Raw genomic sequence first — 21,145 nt, forward strand, 5'->3', positions numbered from 1 at the left:
AACGAGCACGAGCATGGGCATGGGCATGGGCATGGGCATGGGCATGGGCATGGGCATGGGCATGAGCATGAGCATGAGCATGAGCATGGGCACGAGTATGGGCATGAGCATGGGCATGGACATGGGCACGAGCGTGAGCACGAGCACGAGCACGAGCACGAGCACGAGCACGAGCACGAGCACGAGGGTCTCGGTGCACCCCCTCTCCCGCTGCGCGGGAGAGGGCGGGGGTGAGGGCCGTCGCATGCCAGAGCGCCGGGGCAATTTGTCCTAGGACGATCTGCCCTAGGGCAATCCGTCCTAGGACGATCTGTCCCTTCCTTGCGATCGCGCAATGCCCAACACTGCGCGGCCATGGACCCGCTCATCCTTGCGCGCCTGCAGTTCGCGCTGAACATCACCTTCCACATCCTCTTCCCGACCATCACGATCGCGCTCGGCTGGGTCGTGCTCTTCATGCTCTGGCGCTGGCGACGACGTGGCGATGCCGCCTGGTTCGCGGCCTACCAGTTCTGGACCAAGGTCTTCGCCCTGAGCTTCGCGCTCGGCGTCGTCAGCGGCGTCACCATGAGCTTCCAGTTCGGCACCAACTGGCCGGGCTTCATGGAGCGCGCCGGCAACATCGCCGGCCCGCTGCTGGGCTACGAGGTGCTGACCGCCTTCTTCCTCGAGGCCGGCTTCCTCGGGATCATGCTGTTCGGCCGCGAGCGCGTCAGCCCGCGCGTGCACTTCATCGCCACCGCGACGGTGGCCTTCGGCACGACGCTGAGCGCCTTCTGGATCCTGAGCCTCAACTCCTGGATGCAGACGCCCACCGGCTACGAGATCCGCGACGGCGTGATGCACGCCGCCGACTGGTGGGCCATCGTCTTCAACCCGTCCTTCCCGTACCGCCTGGCCCACAAGCTGCTGGCGTCGGGCCTGACGGTGGCCTTCCTGCTGGCCGGCGTCAGCGCCTGGCAGATGCTCAAGGGCGTCGCCCGCGCGGAGACGCCGCGCGTCCTGCGCCTCGGGCTGACGATGGCGGCGGTGCTGATCCCGCTGCAGTTCCTCGCGGGCGACATGCACGGCCTCAACACGCTCCAGCACCAGCCGGCCAAGATCGCCGCGATGGAAGGCGTGTGGGAGACCGAGCGCGGCGCGCCGCTGCTGCTGTTCGCCGTGCCCGACGAGCAGGCGAAGGAGAACCGCCTGGCCATCGGCATTCCGCGGCTCGCGAGCCTCATCCTCAAGCACGACACCGACGGCGAGATCCGCGGCCTGAACGAGTTCGAGGGCAGGCATCCGCCGGTCAAGCCGCTGTTCTACGGCTTCCGCGTGATGGTCGGGATGGGCGTGGCGATGCTGATCGCGGGCTGGGGTGGATGGTGGCTGTTCCGCCGCTCGGGCTGGACGCGGCTGCCGCGCGCGTGGCTGTGGGGCCTGTCGCTGATGACCTTCTCCGGCTGGGTCGCCACGGTGGCCGGCTGGTACGTGACGGAGATCGGCCGCCAGCCCTTCATCGTCTACGGCGTGATCCAGACGCACGAGGTGGCGGCGCGCAATCCGGGCGCGATGATCGCGGCCTCGCTCGCCGGTTACGCGACCGTCTACCTGGCGCTGCTGATCGCCTACATCGCCGCCATCAAGCGCATGGCGGAGAAGGGCGGCAAGGCGGCTGACGCCGCGGCCGCCGGCCCCTTCGATCCGACCGATGCGCCGCGGTCCGGATCTCCCGCCGGACAGGCCGGCACTCCCCCCGCCGCGGGCGCGTCGCCCGTGATCTCGAGGACCTTCGCATGAACGCGCTCACCGTGATGAACGCCGGGGAGGGCAGCCTGCTGCCCGTGATCTTCATGGGCCTGATGGGGCTGTCGCTGCTGATCTATGTCGTGCTGGACGGCTACGACCTGGGCGTGGGCATGCTGTCCGGCGGCGCGCCCGAGGCCGATCGCGACCGCATGGTGGCGTCCATCGGTCCCTTCTGGGATGCCAACGAGACCTGGCTGGTGCTGGCCGTGGGCCTGCTGCTGATCGCCTTCCCGAAGGCGCAGGGCGTGGTGCTGACGGCGCTGTACGCGCCGGTGGTGCTGATGCTGCTGGGGCTGATCCTGCGTGGCGCGGCCTTCGACTTCCGCGCCAAGGGCGATCCGGCCCACAAGCGGCGCTGGGACCTGGTCTTCGCGGGGGGCTCGCTGCTGGCCTCGCTGAGCCAGGGCTGGATGCTGGGGCGCTACGTCACCGGCTTCCACGACGGCGTGGCGGCGCTGGGCTTCGCGGCGGCGATCTCGCTGGCGCTCACGGGCTGCTATGTGCTGCTCGGCGCGGGCTGGCTGGTCATGAAGACCGAGGGCCGGTTGCAGGCGCGCGCGATCGGATGGGCCAAGGCGGCCTGGCCGGTCGTGGTGGCGGGGCTGCTGATCGTCTCGGTCGCGTCGCCCGCGCTCAGCGCGACGGTGCGGGAGCGCTGGTTCGCGCTGCCCGGCGTGATCGCGCTGGCGCCGCTGCCGGTGATCGCGCTGCTGGCCATGGTCGCCGCGCGGGGGCTGCTCAACTCGCATCGCGCGCGGGGCAAGCTGTGCTGGGCACCGTTCGCGCTTGTCGTGCTGGTGCTGACGCTCAGCTTCTTCGGGCTCTCGTACAGCCTCTTCCCCTTCGTCGTCATCGACCGCATCACCCTCTGGGACGCCGCGGCCGCCGACGAGTCGCTGCGCTTCATGCTCGTCGGGGCGGGCCTCACGATCCCCGTCATCGCGGCCTACTCGCTGTTCTCCTATCGCGTGTTCCGGGGGAAGACGCGGCTTCTCGCCTACTGACGCCTCGTCCTTCGCCGTTGATGGCAACATCGGCCCTTTGCGCCGACGCCATCCCTTCATGGACCTCCCCTCGCTCGTTTCCCTCGCCCAGATGGCCTGGCCGGTGATGCTCAAGGGCACCGGCTACACGCTGGTCTTCGCGGTGATGTCGATGGTCTTCGGGCTGCCGCTGGCGGGGCTGATCACGCTGATCCGCGTGCTGGGCGTGTGGGGACTGGACGCGATCGTCAAGGTCTACGTCAGCGCGATGCGCGGGACGCCGCTGCTGGTGCAGGTCTTCATCGTCTACTACGGACTGCCCAGCATCGGCATCGAGTTCTCCCCGCTCGCCGCCGGCGTGCTGACATTGACGCTCAACGTCGCCGCCTACATGAGCGAGACCCTGCGCGGCGCCATCGGCGCGGTGGAGCAGGGCCAGTGGCTGGCGGGCACCAGCCTGGGCCTGAGCCGCCACCAGACGCTGCGCTACATCATCGGCCCGCAGGCCTTGCGCGCGGCGGTGCCCAGCCTGTCCAACAGCCTGATCTCGCTGATCAAGGACACCTCGCTGGTGTCGGTCATCGCGGTCACCGAGCTGATGCTCGCCACCAAGGAGCTCATCTCGACCACCTTCCAGCCCTTCCCGCTCTACATCGCCGCCGCCTGCATCTACTGGATCCTCAGCTTCGCCTTCGAGCGCTTGCAGAAGTGGATGGAGAAGCGGATGGCCTATCCGCATTGAGCCGTCGATCCGCGCCGATCGGCCCCCTCCGTCCACTGACCTTCGTCGTCCCCGATCCCCGTGTCGCCGCGGGCGCGCGCCGTGCGATTACTCGCCGGCCCGTCCGGACGCCGGCGGCATAGTCCCTGTCCATGAACTCCGCCCCCCACGTGCCTGCCGCCGCCGCGCCGTCCCACCTCGCCACCCACCTGCGCCTGATCGGCATGGCGGTGCTGTGGGGCGCCTCGTGGCCCTGGGGGCGGGTGCTGGCGCAGTCGCTGCCGCCGCTGGCGGCCGCGGCCTGCCGCTTCCTGCTGGCGACGGCGCTGCTGATGATCTGGCTGCAGCGCAGCGGGCGCCTCGCGGCGCTGCGCGGCTGGAGCGCCTCCCGCTGGGGCGGCATGGCGCTGGCCGCCAGCTTCGGCGTCTTCGGCTACGCGACCTTCTTCATGATGGGGCTGAAGCAGGTGCCCGCCGGCAAGGCGGCCCTGGTGGTGACGATGAATCCGGCGATGACCCTGCTGCTCGCGGCCTGGCTCTTCAAGGAGCGCCTGAACCGCGTCATCGGCCTGGGCATGGTGCTGGCCGTCGTCGGCGCGGTCACGGTGATCACGCGCGGCGAGCCCTGGCATGTCCTCGACGGCCGGGTCGGCGCGGGCGAGGTGCTGTTGCTGGGCTGCGTGGTGTGCTGGGTCGGGTACACGCTGATCGGCCGGCGCGTGATGGCCGGCGTGGACGCGCTGACCACCACCGGTGTCACCGCCGCCATCGGCGCGACGATGCTGCTGGTCACCAGCCTGGTGGTCGAGGGGCCGGCCGCCTGGGCGGCGGTGCCGGACGCCCCGATGAACGTGTGGGTCTGCCTGCTGGCGCTGGCGGCCGGATCGACCGCGATCGCCTACGCCTGGTACTTCCAGGGCGTGAAGGCGCTGGGCGCCGGCGCGGCCTCCGGCTACATCACGCTGGTGCCGGTCTTCGGCGTGGTGTTCTCGGCGCTGTGGCTGGGCGAGGTCGTGGACGCCTCGCTGCTGGTCGGCGGCGCGCTGGCCATCGGCGGCACGCTGCTCATGAACTTCGGCCGCCGCTGAGCCCAGGCGCCTCGACGGCGCGAGGGCCTCACTTGCGCGACGCGCCCAGCAGCGCGACGCCGCCGACCGCGATGGCGGCGATGCCGGCCCACAGCGGGATGTTGACCTGCTTGGTCTCCTCGACCTTGAGCTCGATCGGGCCGATCTTCGCGGCGGTGTTCTCCTTCGTGTACGAGAACCCGCCGTAGACCAGTCCGAGCACGCCCGCGACGATCAGGATCACGGCAACGATGCGAATGCCACCCATGGCGTCCTCCAGATGTTGTTGATCTGTCCCGCGCGACCGGCGGCCGCGACGGGGTGACCCATTGGAGCCTGAGCGTGCGCCGCCGCACGTAGGACGGCGCCTCGTCGTGATGTGGGTCTCGGCCCGATGTGGCGCCGCGTTCACGAACCGCGATGCAGATCGCCCGCCGTCTTGAGATGCGTCAATTCGATGCTCGGGGGCTCGCCCGCCCGCGCGGATGCGCCGGGGCGATCGGTATCGTGGCCGCTTTCAACAGGGACGGCGACGATGCCCATCGAACTCTTCAGCGGCGGCGGGCATCGATGCCTGATGTTCAGCGACTTCGGCCACGACGACGGGGTGCAGGCCAACCAGTTCCTGATCGTGGACGACGGCACCGGCGCGGTCATCGATCCCGGCGGCAACCTGGCCTACAACGACCTCTACATCGGCATGACCGGCTGCTTCCCGCCGCATCGCCTGTCGGCCATCGTCGCCTCGCACGCGGACCCGGACATCATCGCGTCGCTGGACCGGTGGATGACGGCGACCTCCGCTCCCGTCTACATCTCGACCATCTGGGAGCGCTTCATCCCGCACTTCTGCAAGCCGGGCAAGACCACCGGCCGCGTGGTCGGCATCCCCGACCGCGGCATGCACATCCCCATCGGCGCCTCGGACCTGATCGCGCTGCCCGCGCACTTCATGCATTCGGAGGGCAACTTCCAGTTCTGGGATCCGGCCAGCGGCATCCTGTTCTCCGGCGACCTCGGCGTGTCCATCGGCGTGGATCCGGGCCGCACCATCTCCGACCTGGGGCCTCACATCGCGTCGATGGCGGCCTTCCACCGCCGCTACATGGTCAGCGGCAAGGTGCTCAAGCTCTGGGCCGAGATGGTCCGCCCGCTGCCCATCCGCATGATCGTGCCGCAGCACGGCGCCCCGCTGGTGGGCGAGGCGGTCCGGCAGTTCATCGACTGGGTCGGCACGCTGCAGTGCGGCATCGACCTGGTGTCGCAGCGGGACTACGCGCTGCCGACCTGAGCGGGACGGAGGGCCGTCCCCGCGCTCGCGCGCGAGGGCGCGCGCTCAGTGCTTCTTCGGATCGCCGCCGCGTCCCGGCAGCTTGTCCAGCCCGGCGCTGCCGGCGGCGCGCACGGTGATGTCCTTGGCCCAGCCGAAGCCCTTCCTCGCGATGTCGATCGCCTGCGAGGCCGCGTCCGTCGTGGTGCAGAGCACCTGCTCGCCGCTGGGCAGGCGATCCTGCGTCCAGCTGGCCGCCTTCTTCGCGGCGTCGGCCGCCTGGGCCGCCGCGTCGGCGGCGACCTGCGCCGCGCTCTGCGCCGTGTCCCAGGCCTGCGCGGCGGCGGCGGTCGTCGTCGTGCGGACCTGATCGGCGCTGGGCAGGCGTCCCTGCGTCCAGTCGGCCGCGCCGACCAGCACGGTCCGCACCTGGCCGGCCGCGCCGCCGGCGGCGCTCATGGCCTGGTTCCAGCGCTTGGACAGCTCGCCCGCCGGCGCGGTCGACAGCAGCCGCACGACGGTGTCCAGCGCCTCGGTCTCCTGCGCCGTCAGCGGACCGCCGGCCTCCAGCATCCCGCGCAGGAACACGCCCAGCTCCTTGGCGATCGTGGCGTGGTTGCAGTCGGGGTTCATGTGCAGGAACTCGGCGCCCTCGATGGCCAGGGCCTCCAGCTCGCTGCCCATCAGCCGCGCCTCGACCACGGCCACCGACTGCTCGACGAAGGGGCGGCTCAGGCCCCAGTCGCCGATCAGGTGCTCGACCAGGTACTGGCGCTCCGCCGCCTCGACGGTCCCGTCGACGGCGGCCAGCCGCAGCGCCAGCGGCGCGATCAGGTCGAACAGCGCCAGGCCCAGGGTGTCCAGCGGCGTGTTCAGGTATTTGGGGATCTCGATGACGCGGTCGCCCTTGGTCGAGCTCAGCAGGCGGTACATGCCGTAGCAGGCGCCCCCCGAGGCCAGGGCGGCCAGGGCCACCACGCCCAGCGGCGTGGCCGACGCGCCGATCAGCGAGGCCACCATCCCCGTCTTGGCGACCGCCGCGCCCGCGCCCGCGGCGCCGAGCACGTCCCACACCTCTCGGCCGCGGTTGATCATGCGCAGCGAGGCGTAGGCCGCCTCGCCGATGGCGAGCTTGGCCTTGAAGCGCAGCGGGTCGGCGACGACCTGGTCCACGCCGGTCAGTTCGGGCGCGGGCAGGAGCGGCAGCGGCGGGGTCGAGGGCATGCGGGGGGACTCCATCGTTGAGGCGCCGTCGCGGGTCGTGCGATAGCCGGCGCCCGGCAAGTCTAGCGAGTGCTTCTGACAATGACGCCGGACCGACGTCCATGCCAAGATCCGGCGGCCCCCGCGCGGCCCGTCCGGCCGTCGCTGTCCTCGCGCGCCGGCGCCGATGGGCACGGCGCTTGCCGCCGATGGCGGCGCCCCGCGCGCGCCCTCGAGCAGTTCCCGTCGTCCACCGCCGTTCCTGCCGCTGGAGCCTCCATGCCCGACGCGCCGACCCCGTTGCCGCACGAGCAGTTCCTGAATCGCCTCAAGCGCCCGCGCGTCGTCGCGGTGGCGCTGGTCGTCGCCGCGATCGTGGGCGGCGTGGCGAGCTTCACCGATTCGGCGAGGATGCTGGTCGACCTGGTCCGGCCCGCGAAGGCCGCCGATCCGCGCGAGGAACTGGCGCGGATCGGGCTGCCCTTCCAGGCCGATGCCTTCGTGGCCGCCGCGGGCCGGGGCGACGATCGGGCGGTGAAGCTCTACCTCGACGCCGGGATGAAGGTCGACACGCCCTCGAAGGCCGACGGCGAGGCGACCGCGCTGGTCGCCGCCACGCGGGGGCGCCATGCCGAGGTGGTGAAGCGGCTGCTGGCCGCGCACGCCGACCTGTCCGCGCGGGACGCGTTCCGGATGAGCCCGCTGGCGCAGGCCGCCAGCTACGGCGACCTGGACCTGATGCGCTGGATGCTCGCGACGAATCCCGATCCGGCGCTGGTCCGCAACGCGTGGGGGAATGCGGCGGAGGCCGGCCGCCTGGAGGCCTTGAAGCTGCTGGCGCCGAGACTGGTCGGCGAGCAGCCGGTGCTGGCCACGCGGACGCTGTTCGACGTCGCGGCGCTCGACGACGCGCCGACGCATGCGGAGGAGGGACGGGCGCAGGTGGCGGCCTACCTGCTCTCGCTGGGCGCGGACCCGCGCGCGGTGGACGACAAGCGCTGGACGCCCCTGCATCACGCGGCGTTCCACGGGGCCGACGATGTCGCGAAGCAGTTGCTCGACCGCGGCGCCGAGCTCGACGCCCGCGATCTGGACGGCGCCTCGCCGCTCTGGTTGGCGGCCGGCATCGGCGTGATGGACACGGTCCGGTTGCTGCTGGACCGCGGCGCCAATGCGCGGCTGGCCGCCAAGGACGGCACCACCGTCCTGGGGCGCGCCCGCTACAACAAGGACGAGCAGATGATCGCCTTGCTGAAGGAGCGCGGGGCGCGGTAGTCAATACCGCTTCGGAGCGTATTGGGACGAAGTGGGATCACGACAACAAGCCTCGAGTGGTGATCGTTCCTGCATGCTTACGATCTGTCGCATCGAGACCTTTCGAGGCGAGGGATCAATGGAAGAACGCGGGACATCGATCTTGGTCGAGCCGGTTGGCGTCGCCGCATTTCTGAATGACGTCGTGGCTGCGGCAGATGCTGATCGCAACGCGCTCGGGTTCTTTCCAGACTCTGTCTACGGTGACTACTGCCGACGCCAGCAGCTATTCATCGCGACAGTGGATGGCGACGACACGCGAACTTACGGCGGCCATCTGCTCTTCGATGTGACCTTCCCCAAGGCCCATGTCCGTCAGATTCACGTGGCCGCGGCACATCGGGGACGAAGGGTAGGTGCAGCACTGCTCAATGAACTCAAGACTCACTTGACCCAGTTGGGCTTCATCTCGATTCATGCTCGGGTCGCGGAGGATCTGGTGGCTGCCAACGGGTTCTGGAACGGACAAGGCTTCTATCCGCAACGTCTCGAACTTGGGGGCATGCGGAAGAACCGGACGATCGTCGTCCGTGCGCATGAACTGAACACGCCCCAGCTTTTCGAGAGAAGTGGCATCACGGCAGCTGACCCACTGGGCCTGGATATCGGCGAGCAACGGACAAGACCGCTCTACTTGCTGGACCTGAACGTGCTGTTCGATCTCGGTCCAAGGCGGGAGCGGCACCGACTGGCCATGGATGTGTTCAAGGCGGAGCGGATGCAGATCTGCTCCCTGGCCATCAGTTCGGAGATCGAGGTGGAGTTGAGGCGAACGGCCAAGGACGCGAAGACCGATCCCATGCTGTCATTCGCGTCAACCTTTGCGCGCTTTCCCGTTCCGGAAAGCGATGTGCTGGATCGGCTCCTTCCTCGGCTCGTCGAGCTTGTCTTCCCGGATCGCGCAGGAGCCGGGACGCTGAATGCCAATGATCTGTCCGACCTGAGGCATCTGGCGACAGCGGTGCACTGCGCACTCCCCGGGCTTATCACCAATGACGAGACGATCTTGAACAGCGCTCCTGCCTTACGCAGGGAGTTTGGGGTAGACGCGATCTCCCCGAAGCTCTTCCAGGCACCGTTGGACGAGCACGAGGAACGGGTGGTGCACGGAGGCGGCGGCAACCACCTGATCACTGTGGAACTCGCCTCGGATCGGGATGTCTCCGAGGTCCGGGAGCTCCTGACCGAAGTGGGTGTCGAGGTTCCGGATCAGGTGGGACAGTGGGCGGCGACGGGAGACGACGCGCAGACGTCGGCATGTGTCCGTCTGGTCGCTCGGTGCGGCAGCGAGATCGTTGGCTATGTCGCATGGCCTGTGAGCCTCCATGGCGCGGCGAGCCATGCGCACATGGCGGTGTCCGAACGTCGGCCTGGTGCTCGAGAGTCGGCGCAGGCGTTGCTCCATCGGTTGGCCGACTCCGTTCCGGCGGGGGGCGTGGCCCTGATCCATCTCAGTTGCCCGCCTCGGCAAGCGGAACTGCGTGAGGTCGCAGCCGCATTCGGCTATACGGCCTCGCCTTCGGCCAGCACGGAGCTGATGAAGATTGCGATCAAGGACCGTCTGCGGCCCGCCAATTGGACTTCGGTTCAGCAACAGCTCAAGCGAACGGCCTCAGTCGTCTTGCCAGAGGCGGCGCCAGACTATCGCCACGTCGACCAAGCGGTGCCTGTCGTTCGGCCGGACGGGGAGCGCGCTTGGGTTCCGATCTTCCAACTGGAGTCGCTGCTGGCCCCCGCACTGCTCTGTCTACCCGGGAGAGCTGGTGTGATGGTGCCCATCCGACGTCGGTTCGAGGAGCAACTGCTGGCGCAGTCGCCGCAGATGTCATTCCTGCCTCTGAACAAGTCGCAGCTGACGCCGCAACGCCACTACTTGAGCGGTCGAAATACGCTCAAGAGCTTCGAGCGGGGGGACCTTCTCTTCTTCTATGAATCTCTGTCCGACCGAGGCTCTGGATCAGTCGTCGCGATGGGCCGAGTGCTCCGTGCCTACCATCAGGAGGAATCGAGCTTTCAGCCCGAGGATCTCTTGGCTTCCGCTCTCTCAGAGGGGCAACTCTCCGAGATCGGGAGCTCGACGACCAAAACGATCACAGTCTTCGACAATGTCATGCGCTTTCCCAAGCCGGTGTCCTTGAGGGAACTTGAAATGCTTGGCTGCGGAAGGCCCCAACAACTGCTGACCGCGCAACGGCTCTCTCCGGCGCAAGTGACAGCCATCCTGGAGAAGGGCTTCCAATGACGACTCACGTATTGATCTCGCTCGAGGAGCGACACGCCAACAACATCCTTGCGGGGACGAAAACGGTCGAACTTCGTCGCCGCTCGATGCATGTCCCCGCGGGTTCGCTGGTTTGGTTCTATGTGAAGAAGCCGGTCGCCTGCATCGTCGGGTTCGCGGTGGCGGGGGAGCTCTACTCAGGAGCGCCGGACACGGTATGGAGGAAGTTCGGTGGGGTGTCGGGACTGGCCCGGAAGGAGTTCATGGACTACTTCGTGGGTTGCAAGGCAGCTTCCGCCATGCCTCTCGAGGAGCCGACAAGACTGATCCAGTCAGTGCGTCTGGACGAACTGAGGCACTCCGTGCCGGGGTTTCATCCCCCCCAGTTCTACGTTCGCATGGACGCGGACTCGCCCTTGCGTGCATTGTTGACCGCGAGGCTCGCGGCGAGGCGCGGCAAGGTCAGGAGCCTAGAGACGAAACACAACGGCAAGGCGACGCCCGCGATCAAGCGCTTGAACTGATCACGGACGTCGCCGAGATGGTCGACGTTCAGCGCTTCCCCACGTACTGGTCGATCGCCTTGCGCGCGAGGAAGGACTGGTCGCTGAACAGGCCGTCCATGCCCAGCTTCAGGAAGGCCTCGATCTGGCCGGCCAGGTTGCCGAGGGCCGCGGGATCGGCGCTGCTGTCGAAGTCGTCGGGCAGGAAGACGTTCTCCGCGCGGAAGGTCCAGCCATGGACGACCAGCCCGGCGGCGTGCGCGTCCTTTACCAGCGTCGTCGGCGCGCCCAGGCGTCCCGCCACCAGCGGGATCATCAGCGAGGTGTTGGCGCCGATGCCCTGCGCATAGCTGGAGATCTCGGCCAGGCCGGCCGGCTTGGCCAGGTCGGCATAGGTGCGACGGTCGCCGCTCAGCGTGAAGTCGTAGGGCTGGCCCGAGCCGTTGAGCAGCTGCACCAGCGGCACGCGGGTCATGCGCTTGAGCTTGCGCAGATTGCCGACCTCGAAGGACTGGATGAACACCGGCGCGTCCGCGCCCCGGTAGCCATAGCGGTCGAGCATCCGCACCAGCGGTTCCTCCAGCGGCTTGCCGAGACCGGCGAAGTAGCTCGGGTGCTTGGTCTCGGGATAGACGCCGATCGGTCGCACGCGGTCGTGGCCGTGCCCATGGCCGTGGCGATCGCCCTTGCCGTCGCCCTTCCCGTCGCGGGCGGCCTCGCGCCGGCGCTCGTTGGCCTGCTGGACCAGCTGCAGCACCTCCTCGAAGGTGGGGATCTCGAACATGTCGTTGAAGCGCGTGTTGGCGGCGCGGATCTGCGGGATGCGCTCGCGGGCGCGCAGGGTCTTGAGCTCGGCCAGCGTGAAGTCCTCGGTGAACCAGCCGGTGATGGCGACGCCGTCGATGGTCTTGGTCGTCTTGCGGGACGCGAACTCGGGACGCTCGGCCACATCGGTGGTGGCCTCGCGCACCGAGCCGTCAGGATGGAGGATGGCGATCGCGTTCTCGTGACGGGCCACCAGCACGCCATCCTTGGTCAGCACGAGGTCGGGCTCGACATAGTCGGCGCCTTGCTCGATGGCCAGCCAGTAGGCGGCCAGCGTGTGCTCGGGCACGTAGCCGCTCGCGCCGCGATGCGCGATCAGCAGCGGCGAGCGTGCACGCACGCCGGTGGCGTCGGCGTCGTGGGCGGAGGCGCTCATCGGCAGCGCGAGCGCGGCGGCCACGGCGGCGGCCGTGACGGTCTGGACCAGGCGAAGCAGCTTCATGCGGGACATTCCTTCTGACGGGATGGACGGGAGTCGACGGCGCGGTACGCCGTCGACCCGGACTTCCGGTCGTGAAAGTGGCGTGGCCCGCGCGTCGTCGACGCGTGAAGAACTCACGCAGCGTAGATCCCGGCAGATGAAGCTTTGATGATGGCCGGCACGGTCCAGGGACTCTCGACACAGCTCTTACATTCGGTGCCCTCCGCGGGGCCGCCTCGATCCGTCACGCAGTCGAAGGCGCCGAGCAGCAGCCATTCGTTGAGCGCCGCGAGGTCCCAGCCGCAGCGGCCGACCAGGTGCGCGGGCAGCAGCCAGTAGCGGAGGCGGTCCGGGCGGAAGACGCCGAAGTTGCGGACGTAGAGCGCCAGCATGCGGACGTCCTCGCGCAGCGGCTGCGACTCGCCGATGAAGGGATCGGCGTGGCGCAGGTAGTCGTGGCTGCTGTGGTGGATGTAGCCGTGCTGGGGCAGGCGATCGCACAGGTCCATGTACTCGCGCGTCTGCAGGATCCACAGGTGCCAGACCTCGTCGATCTCGGCGCTGACCGGGATGGAGCCCGTGCACTCGGCCGAGATGAAGAGGAACTTCAGCGTTTCCTCGATCCGCGCGAGCCGGCCGGCGTCGTCGACGCCGGGCAGCTTGCAGCGGAAGTAGTGCGCCATCGGCGCGTCGAGGAAGGCCTCGCGCAGGCGCTCGCCCGTGACCATGGCGGACGCTCAGCGCAGGCCGCCCGCGCGGCCGGGATCGACCACCACCGGGCCGGCGCGCAGCTTGGCGTTGGGGCAGCAGGTGCCGCCGTCGGGCTTGCAGCAGCCGTCCCGCGCCAGCGGCGCCAGCACGCCGCGCTGGACCAGGTGCTCGATGGCCGTGGGCTGCACCACCATCACGCGCTTGGACAACTCCGTCATCAGCGCTTCCAGCCGCAGCTGCGACACGCCTTCCATCGTGAACTCGCTCATGTCCGATCTCCCTGTGGATGCTCGACAGGCTCGATGCCGGCGCGGAATGCGGCGGATCGGCGTGTCCGGCTTCAGATTCGTCCAGGGGCGAGGGACGGCACATCCCAACAACTGGGGGCCACCCCCTAGATCGCTGGCGCCGCTCACTCGGCCATCGTCAGGATCTCGTCGCCGTCCGAGGCGGCGCAGTCGGCGGGCAGCGGCTCCCAGCCCCGGCGCACGACGACGCGCCGATCGATCGCGCAGAACTCGATGCGCCGCGCCTGTGGCACGCGCTGGCGGGCGAAGGTCTCGAGCGCCGTGGGCGTCGAGACGCGCAGGCGCATGGCGTACAGGTCGTCGACGGGGTGATCGTCGCTGTGGATCAGCGGCACGAACTGCGCGGCGAACATCACCAGGTGCGACGGCACCACCACGGGCGCCGGGTCGTAGCCCAAGGACTGCAGCCATCGCTGGGCTTGCTCGCGGGTGGGGACGGCCGCAGGGGCGGATAACGACGCCGCCGGCGAGGACGTCGCCGGCGCAGGCGGCGATGCCGATGTCGATGCCGCCTGGTTCGTCGGCGCCGTGGCGGAGGAGGGTTCCGTGCCGGGCACGTGCCAGGCGAAGGCCATCATCTCGGCGACCCATTGGTTGCAGTTCTGATAGCGCGTGCTGAAGGCGTAGGCGCTGGCGCTGTAGCGCGGCGAGAGCAGCGCGAGCGCGCGGCGGTTGTCGAGCGCGGCGCGGGCCAGGCCTTCCCCGTCGAGGCCGGGCAGGGTGACGATGGACAGGCGCGTGGGCGCGGTGTTGCCGGCGCTGAGCAGAAAGCCGGCCAGGCCCTGGTCGAAGAGCCGCGCCTTCGATTCGTCGCAGGCGTAGTAGAGCTGCCGCACCGACCAGGGCGAGTCGCGGCTGTCCTTCAGCGCGAGACCGCTGTGCGAGTAGTTGATGCGGAAGCGGCTCAGGTCGGTGCCCGAGCGCGACACCAGCGCGGCGACCGCGTCGCCGGTCTCGAGCTCGCGCCGCGCGATGGCGACGAGCTGCAGCTGCCGGTCCTGCTCCGTGGCGCTGATCTCGGCGGGGCGGTCGCAGAAGGTGGCCGCGTGCGCGGCTGGAGGCAGGAGCGCCACGCAGAGGCCGATGGCACGGAACGCGCCGACTGGCCTGCACACGCCGAGCACGCCAGTCGCGCACGCACTCGTGACATCAACGGCACCGATCGCCTCGGGTGCCCGAGGCAGGCGAGCCGGTGAAACGCCCTGGACGGCCGGCGCGGTGCGCCGCGCCGCCGCGATCACAGCGTCACCGGGCGGGCGTCGAGTTCGCGGTGCCAGTCGTCGTGCAGCGCGAGCAGGAAGGCCTGCTGGTTCTCGGCCCGGGCGAACTCGAAACCGTAGGCGCGCTGGCGGGCCAGCACGTGGTCGCCGGCCTGCAGGGGCTTGGTCGCGATGGCGGCGTCGGGGACGTAGAGCACGAAGGGCTGGCCGCCCTCGGCGCGCACGGGCTCCAGCTGCAGGCGCGTGGTGCCGGCGCGGCCCGGGGCGGCATCGGCGGTGACGACGCGGTACTCGCCCTCGGCGACCTTGCGGTCGCGGCTGGAGCTGTTGCTCGACTGGCCGATGGAGTCGGAGAGCTGCTTCGAGGAGACCGATCCCGCGCTGGAGGCGGAGGCGGCGAAGCTCTCGGCATGGGCCGGGGAGATCGCGAGGGCCGCGAGGACCGTGACGGTCGCGAACGCGGACAGGACGAGCAGGGGGCGTTGGGTACGGATGCGCATGTCGACTTCCAAAGGCTGATCCGCCGGCCGCGTCCTGCGGCCGGACGGCGCAAGCATAGGGGATGAATCACGCGATCGCCTCGGCCAGCGCGCGGAAGGCGAGGGCGCTCGGGCTCGGGGCGTGGCCGCGGTGCCAGATCATCGTGAGCTCCCGCGCGATCCGCACGTCGCGGACCTTGAGCTCCACCAGCACGCCCGCCGCCAGCTCCTCCGCGACCGAGCGCCGCGATACCCACGACACCGCGCGGCCCAGCCGCAGCAGGCGCTTGATCGCCTCCGGACTGCCGATGGACAGCCGGGGCGCCAGGCTCAGGCCGAGCGAGGCGTAGGCGCGCTCCACCACCTCGCGCGTGCCGGAGCCCGGCTCCCGCATCACCAGCTCCGCCTCGCCGATCGCGGCGGCGGTCAGGCCGCGGCGATTCGCGAGCGGGTGCTCGGGACCGGCCACGGCCACGATCAGGTCCTCGCCCAGGGAACGCGAGTCGAAGGTCGCCGTGTCGTGCGGGCCCTCGATCAGCCCGATCTGCGATTCGAAGGCCCGCACCTCAGCCTGCACCTGCTCGGTGTTGGAGACCGACAGCGCCAGCGTCACGCCCGGATGCCGGCGCCGGTAGGCGTCCAGGATGGGCGGCAGCACGTAGGCGCCGGTCGTGCGGCTGGCGGCGATCGTCAGCTGGCCGCGCTGCAGGCCGGTCAACTCCGCCATCGCGCCCTCGGCCGCCTCGGCCAGCTTGAAGATCTGCGCGCCGAAGCCCGCCAGCAGCCGGCCGGCCTCCGTCGGCAGCATGCCGCGCGGCAGGCGATCGAAGAGCACCACGCCCAGCCGCTCCTCCAGCGCGCGGATCTCGCGCGTGAGCGCCGGCTGGCTCACATGCAGGCGCTCGGCGGCGGCGGTGACGCTGCCGGTCTCGACCACCGCCTGGAAGGCGGCGAGGTGGGTGAAGTTCATGACGGGAGCGCGCCGGCCCGCCTCGGGCGGACGGTGGCGTGGAATGCCTGAAAGGCATCGATTGGATCAGAAGAATGTATTTTTCATATCCGTCGCCGCTCCCTAGAGTGACGCCATGACCCTCCGCCTCCCCCAGGCCGCCGTCCGCGGCTTCACCCCCAACTGGTTCGCCGTCACCATGGGCACCGGCGCCGCCGCCCTCGTGCTCGCGGCCCTGCCGCTGCAAGGCGCCGCCGCCGAGGCCGCGCATGCGGTCGCCACCGGGCTGTGGGCCTTCGACGCCGGCCTCTTCGTCCTCTTCCTGGGCCTGCTGCTGGCCCGCCTCGCGCTCGACCGCGGCGCGCTGCGCGAGCTGCTGGAACATCCGCTGCAATCGCTGTTCTTCGGCGCGCTGCCCATGGGGCTGGTTCCCATCATCAACGGGCTGGTGATCTTCGACGGCGGCCCACGCGCGGTGTCGATCGCGCTGGGCCTGTGGATCGCGGACGTCGCGATCTCGGTGCTGGTGGCCGTCGCGGTCCCGTACTGGGTCATCACGCGCCAGGACCACCGCCTGGACCGCGTCACCGCCGCGCTGCTGCTGCCCGTCGTGGCGCCGGAGGTGGCGGCCTCCAGCGCCGCGGTGCTGGCGCCGCACCTGCCCGCGGCCACCGCGCAATGGGTCACCGGCACGGGCTACGTGCTGTGGGGGATCTCCGTGCCGCTGGCCTTCTCGCTGCTGACCCTGGTGCTGATCCGCCTGATCCTGCACAAGCTGCCGGCGCGCGAGCTGGGCGTGACCAGCTGGCTGACGCTGGGCCCGATCGGGACCGGTGCCCTGGGCCTGCTGACCTTGGGCGAGGCCGCCGCCCACGCCTTCGCCGGCACGCCGCTGGCCGAGGCCATGGGCGCCGCGCGCGACCTGGGCCTGGTCGGCGCCCTGCTGCTGTGGGGGGCGGGCTTCTGGTGGCTGGCCGGCGCGCTGATGTTCACGCGTCACTACCTGCGCGACGGCTGGCGTGACGGGCTGCCGTTCAACCTGGGCTGGTGGGGCTTCACCTTCCCGCTGGGCGTCTACACGCTGGCGACGCTGAAGCTGGCCCAGGTCACCGGTTTCGGCGCGCTGGCCGACCTGGGCCTGGCGCTGGGGGCGCTGCTGCTCGCGCTGTGGGTGCTGGTGGCGCTGCGCACGGGGCTCGATCTGGCGCGCAAGGCGGTCGGGACCTCCGCCCCGGGCGCGACCGCCCCCGCGGCCCCCGCCATGACTTGATCCGGAACACGACGCGGAACACGACCCGGCGCATGAGCCGGAACATCGGACGGAACGCCGTGAGAACGTGCGATCCGTCACAGGGCGGCGGGCCTGCGTTGTCGGGTCCGGCCGCGCCCGGCCGACCGGCTCACGGTTGTAGGTGAAACGCGGACAACCGTCGGCGCATCCGACGTTCAGCCGGATGGGCGCCCGCGCTCTGGCGACCGGGGCCGCCAGCGACGACCATGGATCCCATGAAAGTCGCTGTCATCGAAGATCATGTGACGGTCCGCCAACTGCTGGTGCGCCGCGCCGAGCAGCTCGACGGGATCACCGTCGTGGCGCAGGCCGCCGGCGAGGACGAAGCCGTGGCCGCCGTCATGGCCACCACGCCCGACGTCGTGCTGCTGGACCTGAGGCTCGCGCAGGGCACCGGGCTGTCGGTCCTCTCGCGCATCCGTCGCCACGACTACGCCGGCCGCGTGTTCGTGCTGTCCGCCGAGGCCAGCGAGACCTATGCCAGCCTGTGCGAGCGCCGCGGCGCCGACGGCTTCTACGACAAGGCCTTCGACTTCGAGCGCCTGCTCGCCGATCTCCACGACCTGTGCCGCCGCGGCGCAGCCAACTCGCCCCGTGCCGGCTTCGCGCCGGTGGATGAACGCCGCGTGGCCAACGGCTGAGGCCGGCCCGCGCATCACGACGATCAGAGGAGGAACCACCATGAAGTTCGCCTGGAACCCGCCCGGTCGCATGACCACCTGGCTGATCGTCGGCAACCTGATGCTCGTGGTGGCCCTCGTGGCGATGAGCACGCTGAGCCTGCGCAGCTACCGCCTGGCCGAGACGGACCGCGCCCGCGACGTGGTCGAGAACCTGGCCCAGAACATCGCGGTCGAGGTCGGCGCCGAGCTGCGCAACACCGACAACGCCCTGGCCACCGTGGCGCTGCGCTATCGCAGCGCGCGCCGCTCGGCCAACCAGGACGACATGGTCGCCCACCTGATGGAAGAACAGCGCGGCCTGCTGCCGCAGGTCGCCGCGCTGCGCATCACCGATGTCAACGGCACCGTCGTCGAGGGCCTGATGCCCGGCGAGCGCACCTTCAACATCGGCGACCGCGACTACTTCGCCCAGGCCCGGCGTACCGACGCGATGGTGATCTCCGAGCCGCTGAACAGCCGCGCCCAGGGCCACTGGTGCATCATCCTGGCCCGCCGCCTGATCGACCACGACGGCCACTTCGCCGGCATCGTCTACGCCGTCGTCACCGCGCAGCACTTCGTCGACCGCTTCAGCGGCGTGGCGCTGGGCCCGTCGGGCGCGGTGTCGCTGCGCTCCGACGCGATGGGCCTGGTGGCGCGCTTCTCGGCCAGCGAGCCGGGCTCGACCAAGGGCTTCGGCGCGCGCACGCTGTCCGAGCAGGCGCTCAAGAGCCTGGCGCTGAACCGCGAGCGCGGCGTCTACCTCACGCCCACGGCGCTGGACAAGGTCGAGCGCATCACCGCCTACCGCAAGGTGGCCGGCTATCCGATGACGCTGTTCACCGGCATGAGCACCGACTACTTCCTGGCCGGCTGGCTGGTGCAGGTGCGCCAGCAGATCCTGGTGGCCACGCTGGTGGCGCTGGCCGTGGCCGCCGCCTCCTGGCTGATCCACCGCACGCACCGCGGCGAGCGCCGCTCCAAGGACGCGCTGCAGCGCCTGGCGCGCGAGCAGGACGCGATGCTGCAGAACGACCTGATCGGCATGATCCGCATCCGCGACGGCCACGCCGTCTGGGGCAACCGCGCGCTGGAGCGCATGTTCGGACTGGCGCCCGGCGAGCTTGTGGGTCTGCCGGCGGACGTGCTCTTCCTGAGCCCGCGCGAGCACGCCTACATCCGTGACGTCGGCACCGCGACCATCCGCTCCGGCGGCCGCTTCCAGACGCAGCTGCGCATGCGCCGCCGCGACGGCAGCGAGTTCTGGGTCGACCTGCACGGCACCGTGCTGTCGGAGACCGAGTCGCTGTGGATGCTGGTCGACATCGACGCCCTCAAGCGCAGCGAGGAACAGGCCCAGCATCTGGCGCTGCGCGACGTGCTGACCAACCTGCCCAACCGCCGGCTCTTCGAGGAGAAGCTCTCCGACGCCATCAACGGCGCGCGCCGCACGGGCCGGGGCTTCTCGGTCTGCTACCTGGACCTGGACGGCTTCAAGCCCATCAACGACCGCCACGGCCACGAGGCCGGCGACGAGGTGCTGATCCAGGTCGCCCGCCGCCTGCAGGAGCTGGTCCGCGCCAACGACGTGGTGGCACGGCTGGGCGGCGACGAGTTCGCGCTGCTGCTCTCCGGCGTGACGCGCGTCGAGGACGTGGAGCAGACGCTGCAGCGCTGCCTGTTCTCGATCCAGCGCCGCATCACGCTGGACAGCGGCGAGAAGGTCTCGGTCAACGCCAGCATCGGCGCGGTGCTGGGCGGTTCCGGCGACAGCTGCCGCGAACTGCTGCGCGCCGCCGACGAGGCCATGTACGCGGTCAAGCGCAGCGGCAAGGGCCAGATCCACATCGTCGAGCACGCGCATTCGGAGTGGGCCGTCGCCGCCTGAGCCGGCCGATTCCGCGACCGCGCGACGGGTGCTGACAGCCGTTTGAAGGCCGCGCCCGCGCGGTCGGGCGGACGACGACGCCGATCGCAGGCCGGTTGCAGACCGATCGAGGGACGCCTGCGCGGCTGGCGCCCGAAGGTCGCCCTTGCGGGGGACAGGGCCGATTTCCGCTCAACTTCCTGCGCGGAAACGCCGATGCTTCCAGGTGTACGTCGTAGGGAGGAACAACATGAACATCGGAAACTGGCGCCTGTCCGCCAAGCTGGGCGCGTCATTCACGCTGCTGGTGGCGCTGTGCGCGTTGGTGGGCGGCATGGGATTGCTGCAGATGAGCCACATCCACCGCAGCACCACCGAGATCGCGGAGGACTGGATGCCCAGCATCCAGAGCATGGCCGCGATCCGGGTCAAGGCCAACCAGATCCGCCGCATGGAGCCGGATCATCTGCTCTCCAGCGACCCGTCGGAGATGGACCAGATCGAGCGCCAGATCACGGCGGCGCGCCAGGAACTGGCCGAGGCCGAGAAGGCCTACCAGCCCTTCATCAGCGGCGAGGAGGAGCGCCGGCTCTACGGCGAGATCGTCGCCGCGCGCGACGCCTATTTCCAGACGCAGGAGAAGCTGCTGAAGCTGTCCCGCGCCGACGAAGGCGTCGGCAACGAGACGCGCGCCTACTTCCGCGGCGATTCCCGGGCGTCCTTCAACAATTGGGTGAAGGCGATCGAGCGCAATGCCGATTTCAACGCGGCTGGCGGCGCCCGCTCGCGCGAGGAGGCCGCGCGCAGCTATGCGGCGGGCCGCGGCCTGAACATCTCGCTGACCCTGGCGGCGCTGGTGATCGCGGCGGCGCTGGCCTGGCTGCTGATGCGCCATGTGCGCGGGCTGCTGGGCGGCGATCCGGCCGACGCGGCCCACCTCGTGCGCCAGGTGGCGGACGGCGACCTGAGCGGCCACATCGAGGTGCGGGCCGGGGACGAGCGCAGCCTGATCGCGGCGCTCAAGGCCATGCAGCACAGCCTGCGGCAGGTGGTCGGCGGCGTGCGCCAGGGCAGCGAGTCGGTGGCCAGCGCCAGCGCGCAGATCGCGATGGGCAACGGCGACCTGAGCCAGCGCACCGAGGAGCAGGCCAGCGCGCTCGAGCAGACCGCGGCCACGATGAGCCAGCTCGGCGCGACGGTGAGGCTGACGTCGGAGAACGCGGCCCAGGCGGACCAGCTGGCGCGCTCGGCCACGGACGTGGCGCGGCGCGGCGGCCAGGTGGTGCAGCAGTTCGTCGACACGATGAAGGGCATCAACGACAGCAGCCGTCGCATCGCC

22 protein-coding genes are annotated in these 21,145 nt (G+C 70.1%); 12 read left to right on the forward strand and 10 right to left on the reverse strand.

Annotated elements, in window-relative coordinates; all coding sequences use genetic code 11:
* The coding region (locus MCHT01_RS27090) for a hypothetical protein (RefSeq protein ID WP_218017848.1) at window positions 1-183 on the reverse strand (183 nt) is incomplete at its 3' end.
* 171 nt (window positions 184-354) lie between these two features.
* On the opposite strand from MCHT01_RS27090, the gene MCHT01_RS01330 reads away from it, so the two are divergent.
* From MCHT01_RS01330 to MCHT01_RS01345, 4 genes are all read left to right on the forward strand, one after another.
* Complete coding sequence (locus MCHT01_RS01330) at window positions 355-1,782, forward strand: cytochrome ubiquinol oxidase subunit I (RefSeq protein WP_084451552.1); 1,428 nt, start codon at window positions 355-357, stop codon at window positions 1,780-1,782.
* Window positions 1,779-2,795 carry a cytochrome d ubiquinol oxidase subunit II gene (locus MCHT01_RS01335; RefSeq protein WP_067061358.1) on the forward strand — a complete coding sequence of 339 codons (1,017 nt, stop codon included), beginning with the start codon at window positions 1,779-1,781 and terminating at the stop codon, window positions 2,793-2,795. The genes MCHT01_RS01330 and MCHT01_RS01335 overlap by 4 nt, the downstream gene beginning before the upstream one ends.
* Window positions 2,796-2,853: 58 nt before the next feature.
* On the forward strand, window positions 2,854-3,516 hold the full coding sequence (locus MCHT01_RS01340) for an amino acid ABC transporter permease (RefSeq protein WP_067061401.1): 663 nt from the start codon (window positions 2,854-2,856) through the stop codon (window positions 3,514-3,516).
* Between the two features lie 131 nt (window positions 3,517-3,647).
* Window positions 3,648-4,583, forward strand: a complete 936-nt coding sequence (locus tag MCHT01_RS01345; protein WP_067061360.1) for a DMT family transporter — start codon at window positions 3,648-3,650, stop codon at window positions 4,581-4,583.
* Between the two features lie 28 nt (window positions 4,584-4,611).
* On the opposite strand, the gene MCHT01_RS01350 is transcribed toward MCHT01_RS01345, so the two are convergent.
* Window positions 4,612-4,830 carry a hypothetical protein gene (locus MCHT01_RS01350; RefSeq protein ID WP_067061363.1) on the reverse strand — a complete coding sequence of 73 codons (219 nt, stop codon included), beginning with the start codon at window positions 4,828-4,830 and terminating at the stop codon, window positions 4,612-4,614.
* Between the two features lie 140 nt (window positions 4,831-4,970).
* A complete protein-coding gene (locus MCHT01_RS27700) occupies window positions 4,971-5,105 on the reverse strand; it encodes a hypothetical protein (RefSeq protein ID WP_259375130.1) in 135 nt (44 codons plus the stop codon).
* Here MCHT01_RS27700 and MCHT01_RS01355 point away from each other — a divergent pair.
* Window positions 5,098-5,853 carry an oxygen-binding di-iron domain-containing protein gene (locus tag MCHT01_RS01355; RefSeq protein WP_067061366.1) on the forward strand — a complete coding sequence of 252 codons (756 nt, stop codon included), beginning with the start codon at window positions 5,098-5,100 and terminating at the stop codon, window positions 5,851-5,853. The genes MCHT01_RS27700 and MCHT01_RS01355 overlap by 8 nt on opposite strands.
* 45 nt (window positions 5,854-5,898) lie before the next feature.
* On the opposite strand, the gene MCHT01_RS01360 is transcribed toward MCHT01_RS01355, so the two are convergent.
* Entirely contained in the window at window positions 5,899-7,056 is a 1,158-nt protein-coding gene (locus MCHT01_RS01360) for a hypothetical protein (RefSeq protein ID WP_067061368.1), read from the reverse strand.
* Window positions 7,057-7,314: 258 nt separating this feature from the next.
* Here MCHT01_RS01360 and MCHT01_RS01365 point away from each other — a divergent pair, with 258 nt between their 5' ends.
* The 3 genes from MCHT01_RS01365 to MCHT01_RS01375 all read left to right on the forward strand — a co-directional run bounded on the left by MCHT01_RS01365 (window position 7,315) and on the right by MCHT01_RS01375 (window position 11,094).
* Window positions 7,315-8,310 (forward strand): ankyrin repeat domain-containing protein, encoded by a 996-nt coding sequence (locus tag MCHT01_RS01365; protein WP_067061370.1) that lies wholly within the window; start codon window positions 7,315-7,317, stop codon window positions 8,308-8,310.
* A gap of 73 nt (window positions 8,311-8,383) precedes the next feature.
* Complete coding sequence (locus tag MCHT01_RS01370) at window positions 8,384-10,591, forward strand: GNAT family N-acetyltransferase (RefSeq protein WP_084451556.1); 2,208 nt, start codon at window positions 8,384-8,386, stop codon at window positions 10,589-10,591.
* A complete protein-coding gene (locus MCHT01_RS01375; RefSeq protein WP_067061375.1) occupies window positions 10,588-11,094 on the forward strand; it encodes an ASCH domain-containing protein in 507 nt (168 codons plus the stop codon). The genes MCHT01_RS01370 and MCHT01_RS01375 overlap by 4 nt, the downstream gene beginning before the upstream one ends.
* A gap of 28 nt (window positions 11,095-11,122) precedes the next feature.
* On the opposite strand, the gene MCHT01_RS01380 is transcribed toward MCHT01_RS01375, so the two are convergent.
* From MCHT01_RS01380 to MCHT01_RS01405, 6 genes are all read right to left on the reverse strand, one after another.
* Complete coding sequence (locus MCHT01_RS01380; RefSeq protein ID WP_067061377.1) at window positions 11,123-12,340, reverse strand: glycerophosphodiester phosphodiesterase; 1,218 nt, start codon at window positions 12,338-12,340, stop codon at window positions 11,123-11,125.
* A 113-nt stretch (window positions 12,341-12,453) separates the two neighbouring features.
* Entirely contained in the window at window positions 12,454-13,047 is a 594-nt protein-coding gene (locus MCHT01_RS01385; RefSeq protein ID WP_067061380.1) for a glycine-rich domain-containing protein, read from the reverse strand.
* A 9-nt stretch (window positions 13,048-13,056) separates the two neighbouring features.
* Window positions 13,057-13,299 carry a hypothetical protein gene (locus MCHT01_RS01390; protein WP_067061383.1) on the reverse strand — a complete coding sequence of 81 codons (243 nt, stop codon included), beginning with the start codon at window positions 13,297-13,299 and terminating at the stop codon, window positions 13,057-13,059.
* 143 nt (window positions 13,300-13,442) lie between these two features.
* Window positions 13,443-14,411, reverse strand: coding sequence for a DUF2145 domain-containing protein (locus tag MCHT01_RS01395; RefSeq protein ID WP_169806077.1), 969 nt, complete (start codon window positions 14,409-14,411; stop codon window positions 13,443-13,445).
* Window positions 14,412-14,575: 164 nt separating this feature from the next.
* A complete protein-coding gene (locus tag MCHT01_RS26620) occupies window positions 14,576-15,058 on the reverse strand; it encodes a hypothetical protein (RefSeq protein ID WP_084451563.1) in 483 nt (160 codons plus the stop codon).
* A gap of 67 nt (window positions 15,059-15,125) precedes the next feature.
* Complete coding sequence (locus tag MCHT01_RS01405) at window positions 15,126-16,007, reverse strand: LysR family transcriptional regulator (RefSeq protein ID WP_067061389.1); 882 nt, start codon at window positions 16,005-16,007, stop codon at window positions 15,126-15,128.
* A gap of 115 nt (window positions 16,008-16,122) precedes the next feature.
* Between MCHT01_RS01405 and MCHT01_RS01410 the strand changes: the two genes are divergently transcribed.
* From MCHT01_RS01410 to MCHT01_RS01425, 4 genes are all read left to right on the forward strand, one after another.
* Window positions 16,123-17,256 (forward strand): SLAC1 family transporter, encoded by a 1,134-nt coding sequence (locus tag MCHT01_RS01410; RefSeq protein ID WP_067061392.1) that lies wholly within the window; start codon window positions 16,123-16,125, stop codon window positions 17,254-17,256.
* 236 nt (window positions 17,257-17,492) lie between these two features.
* Window positions 17,493-17,918, forward strand: coding sequence for a response regulator (locus MCHT01_RS01415; RefSeq protein ID WP_067061395.1), 426 nt, complete (start codon window positions 17,493-17,495; stop codon window positions 17,916-17,918).
* Window positions 17,919-17,958: 40 nt separating this feature from the next.
* Complete coding sequence (locus MCHT01_RS01420) at window positions 17,959-19,827, forward strand: sensor domain-containing diguanylate cyclase (protein WP_067061398.1); 1,869 nt, start codon at window positions 17,959-17,961, stop codon at window positions 19,825-19,827.
* 229 nt (window positions 19,828-20,056) lie between these two features.
* The coding region (locus MCHT01_RS01425; RefSeq protein ID WP_174549027.1) for an MCP four helix bundle domain-containing protein at window positions 20,057-21,145 on the forward strand (1,089 nt) is incomplete at its 3' end.

Origin of the sequence: Mitsuaria chitosanitabida ATCC BAA-476 = NBRC 102408, assembly GCF_001598255.1 — a bacterium.
Taxonomy (GTDB): domain Bacteria; phylum Pseudomonadota; class Gammaproteobacteria; order Burkholderiales; family Burkholderiaceae_C; genus Roseateles; species Roseateles chitosanitabidus.

Coding starts and splice junctions, on each gene's coding strand:
- MCHT01_RS01330 (WP_084451552.1), top strand. CDS start 355: ATGGACCCGCTCATCCTTGCGCGCCTGCAGTTCGCGCTGAACATCACC.
- MCHT01_RS01335 (WP_067061358.1), top strand. CDS start 1,779: ATGAACGCGCTCACCGTGATGAACGCCGGGGAGGGCAGCCTGCTGCCC.
- MCHT01_RS01340 (WP_067061401.1), top strand. CDS start 2,854: ATGGACCTCCCCTCGCTCGTTTCCCTCGCCCAGATGGCCTGGCCGGTG.
- MCHT01_RS01345 (WP_067061360.1), top strand. CDS start 3,648: ATGAACTCCGCCCCCCACGTGCCTGCCGCCGCCGCGCCGTCCCACCTC.
- MCHT01_RS01350 (WP_067061363.1), bottom strand. CDS start 4,830: ATGGGTGGCATTCGCATCGTTGCCGTGATCCTGATCGTCGCGGGCGTG.
- MCHT01_RS01355 (WP_067061366.1), top strand. CDS start 5,098: ATGCCCATCGAACTCTTCAGCGGCGGCGGGCATCGATGCCTGATGTTC.
- MCHT01_RS27700 (WP_259375130.1), bottom strand. CDS start 5,105: ATGGGCATCGTCGCCGTCCCTGTTGAAAGCGGCCACGATACCGATCGC.
- MCHT01_RS01360 (WP_067061368.1), bottom strand. CDS start 7,056: ATGCCCTCGACCCCGCCGCTGCCGCTCCTGCCCGCGCCCGAACTGACC.
- MCHT01_RS01365 (WP_067061370.1), top strand. CDS start 7,315: ATGCCCGACGCGCCGACCCCGTTGCCGCACGAGCAGTTCCTGAATCGC.
- MCHT01_RS01370 (WP_084451556.1), top strand. CDS start 8,384: ATGCTTACGATCTGTCGCATCGAGACCTTTCGAGGCGAGGGATCAATG.
- MCHT01_RS01375 (WP_067061375.1), top strand. CDS start 10,588: ATGACGACTCACGTATTGATCTCGCTCGAGGAGCGACACGCCAACAAC.
- MCHT01_RS01380 (WP_067061377.1), bottom strand. CDS start 12,340: ATGAAGCTGCTTCGCCTGGTCCAGACCGTCACGGCCGCCGCCGTGGCC.
- MCHT01_RS01385 (WP_067061380.1), bottom strand. CDS start 13,047: ATGGTCACGGGCGAGCGCCTGCGCGAGGCCTTCCTCGACGCGCCGATG.
- MCHT01_RS01390 (WP_067061383.1), bottom strand. CDS start 13,299: ATGAGCGAGTTCACGATGGAAGGCGTGTCGCAGCTGCGGCTGGAAGCG.
- MCHT01_RS26620 (WP_084451563.1), bottom strand. CDS start 15,058: ATGCGCATCCGTACCCAACGCCCCCTGCTCGTCCTGTCCGCGTTCGCG.
- MCHT01_RS01405 (WP_067061389.1), bottom strand. CDS start 16,007: ATGAACTTCACCCACCTCGCCGCCTTCCAGGCGGTGGTCGAGACCGGC.
- MCHT01_RS01410 (WP_067061392.1), top strand. CDS start 16,123: ATGACCCTCCGCCTCCCCCAGGCCGCCGTCCGCGGCTTCACCCCCAAC.
- MCHT01_RS01415 (WP_067061395.1), top strand. CDS start 17,493: ATGAAAGTCGCTGTCATCGAAGATCATGTGACGGTCCGCCAACTGCTG.
- MCHT01_RS01420 (WP_067061398.1), top strand. CDS start 17,959: ATGAAGTTCGCCTGGAACCCGCCCGGTCGCATGACCACCTGGCTGATC.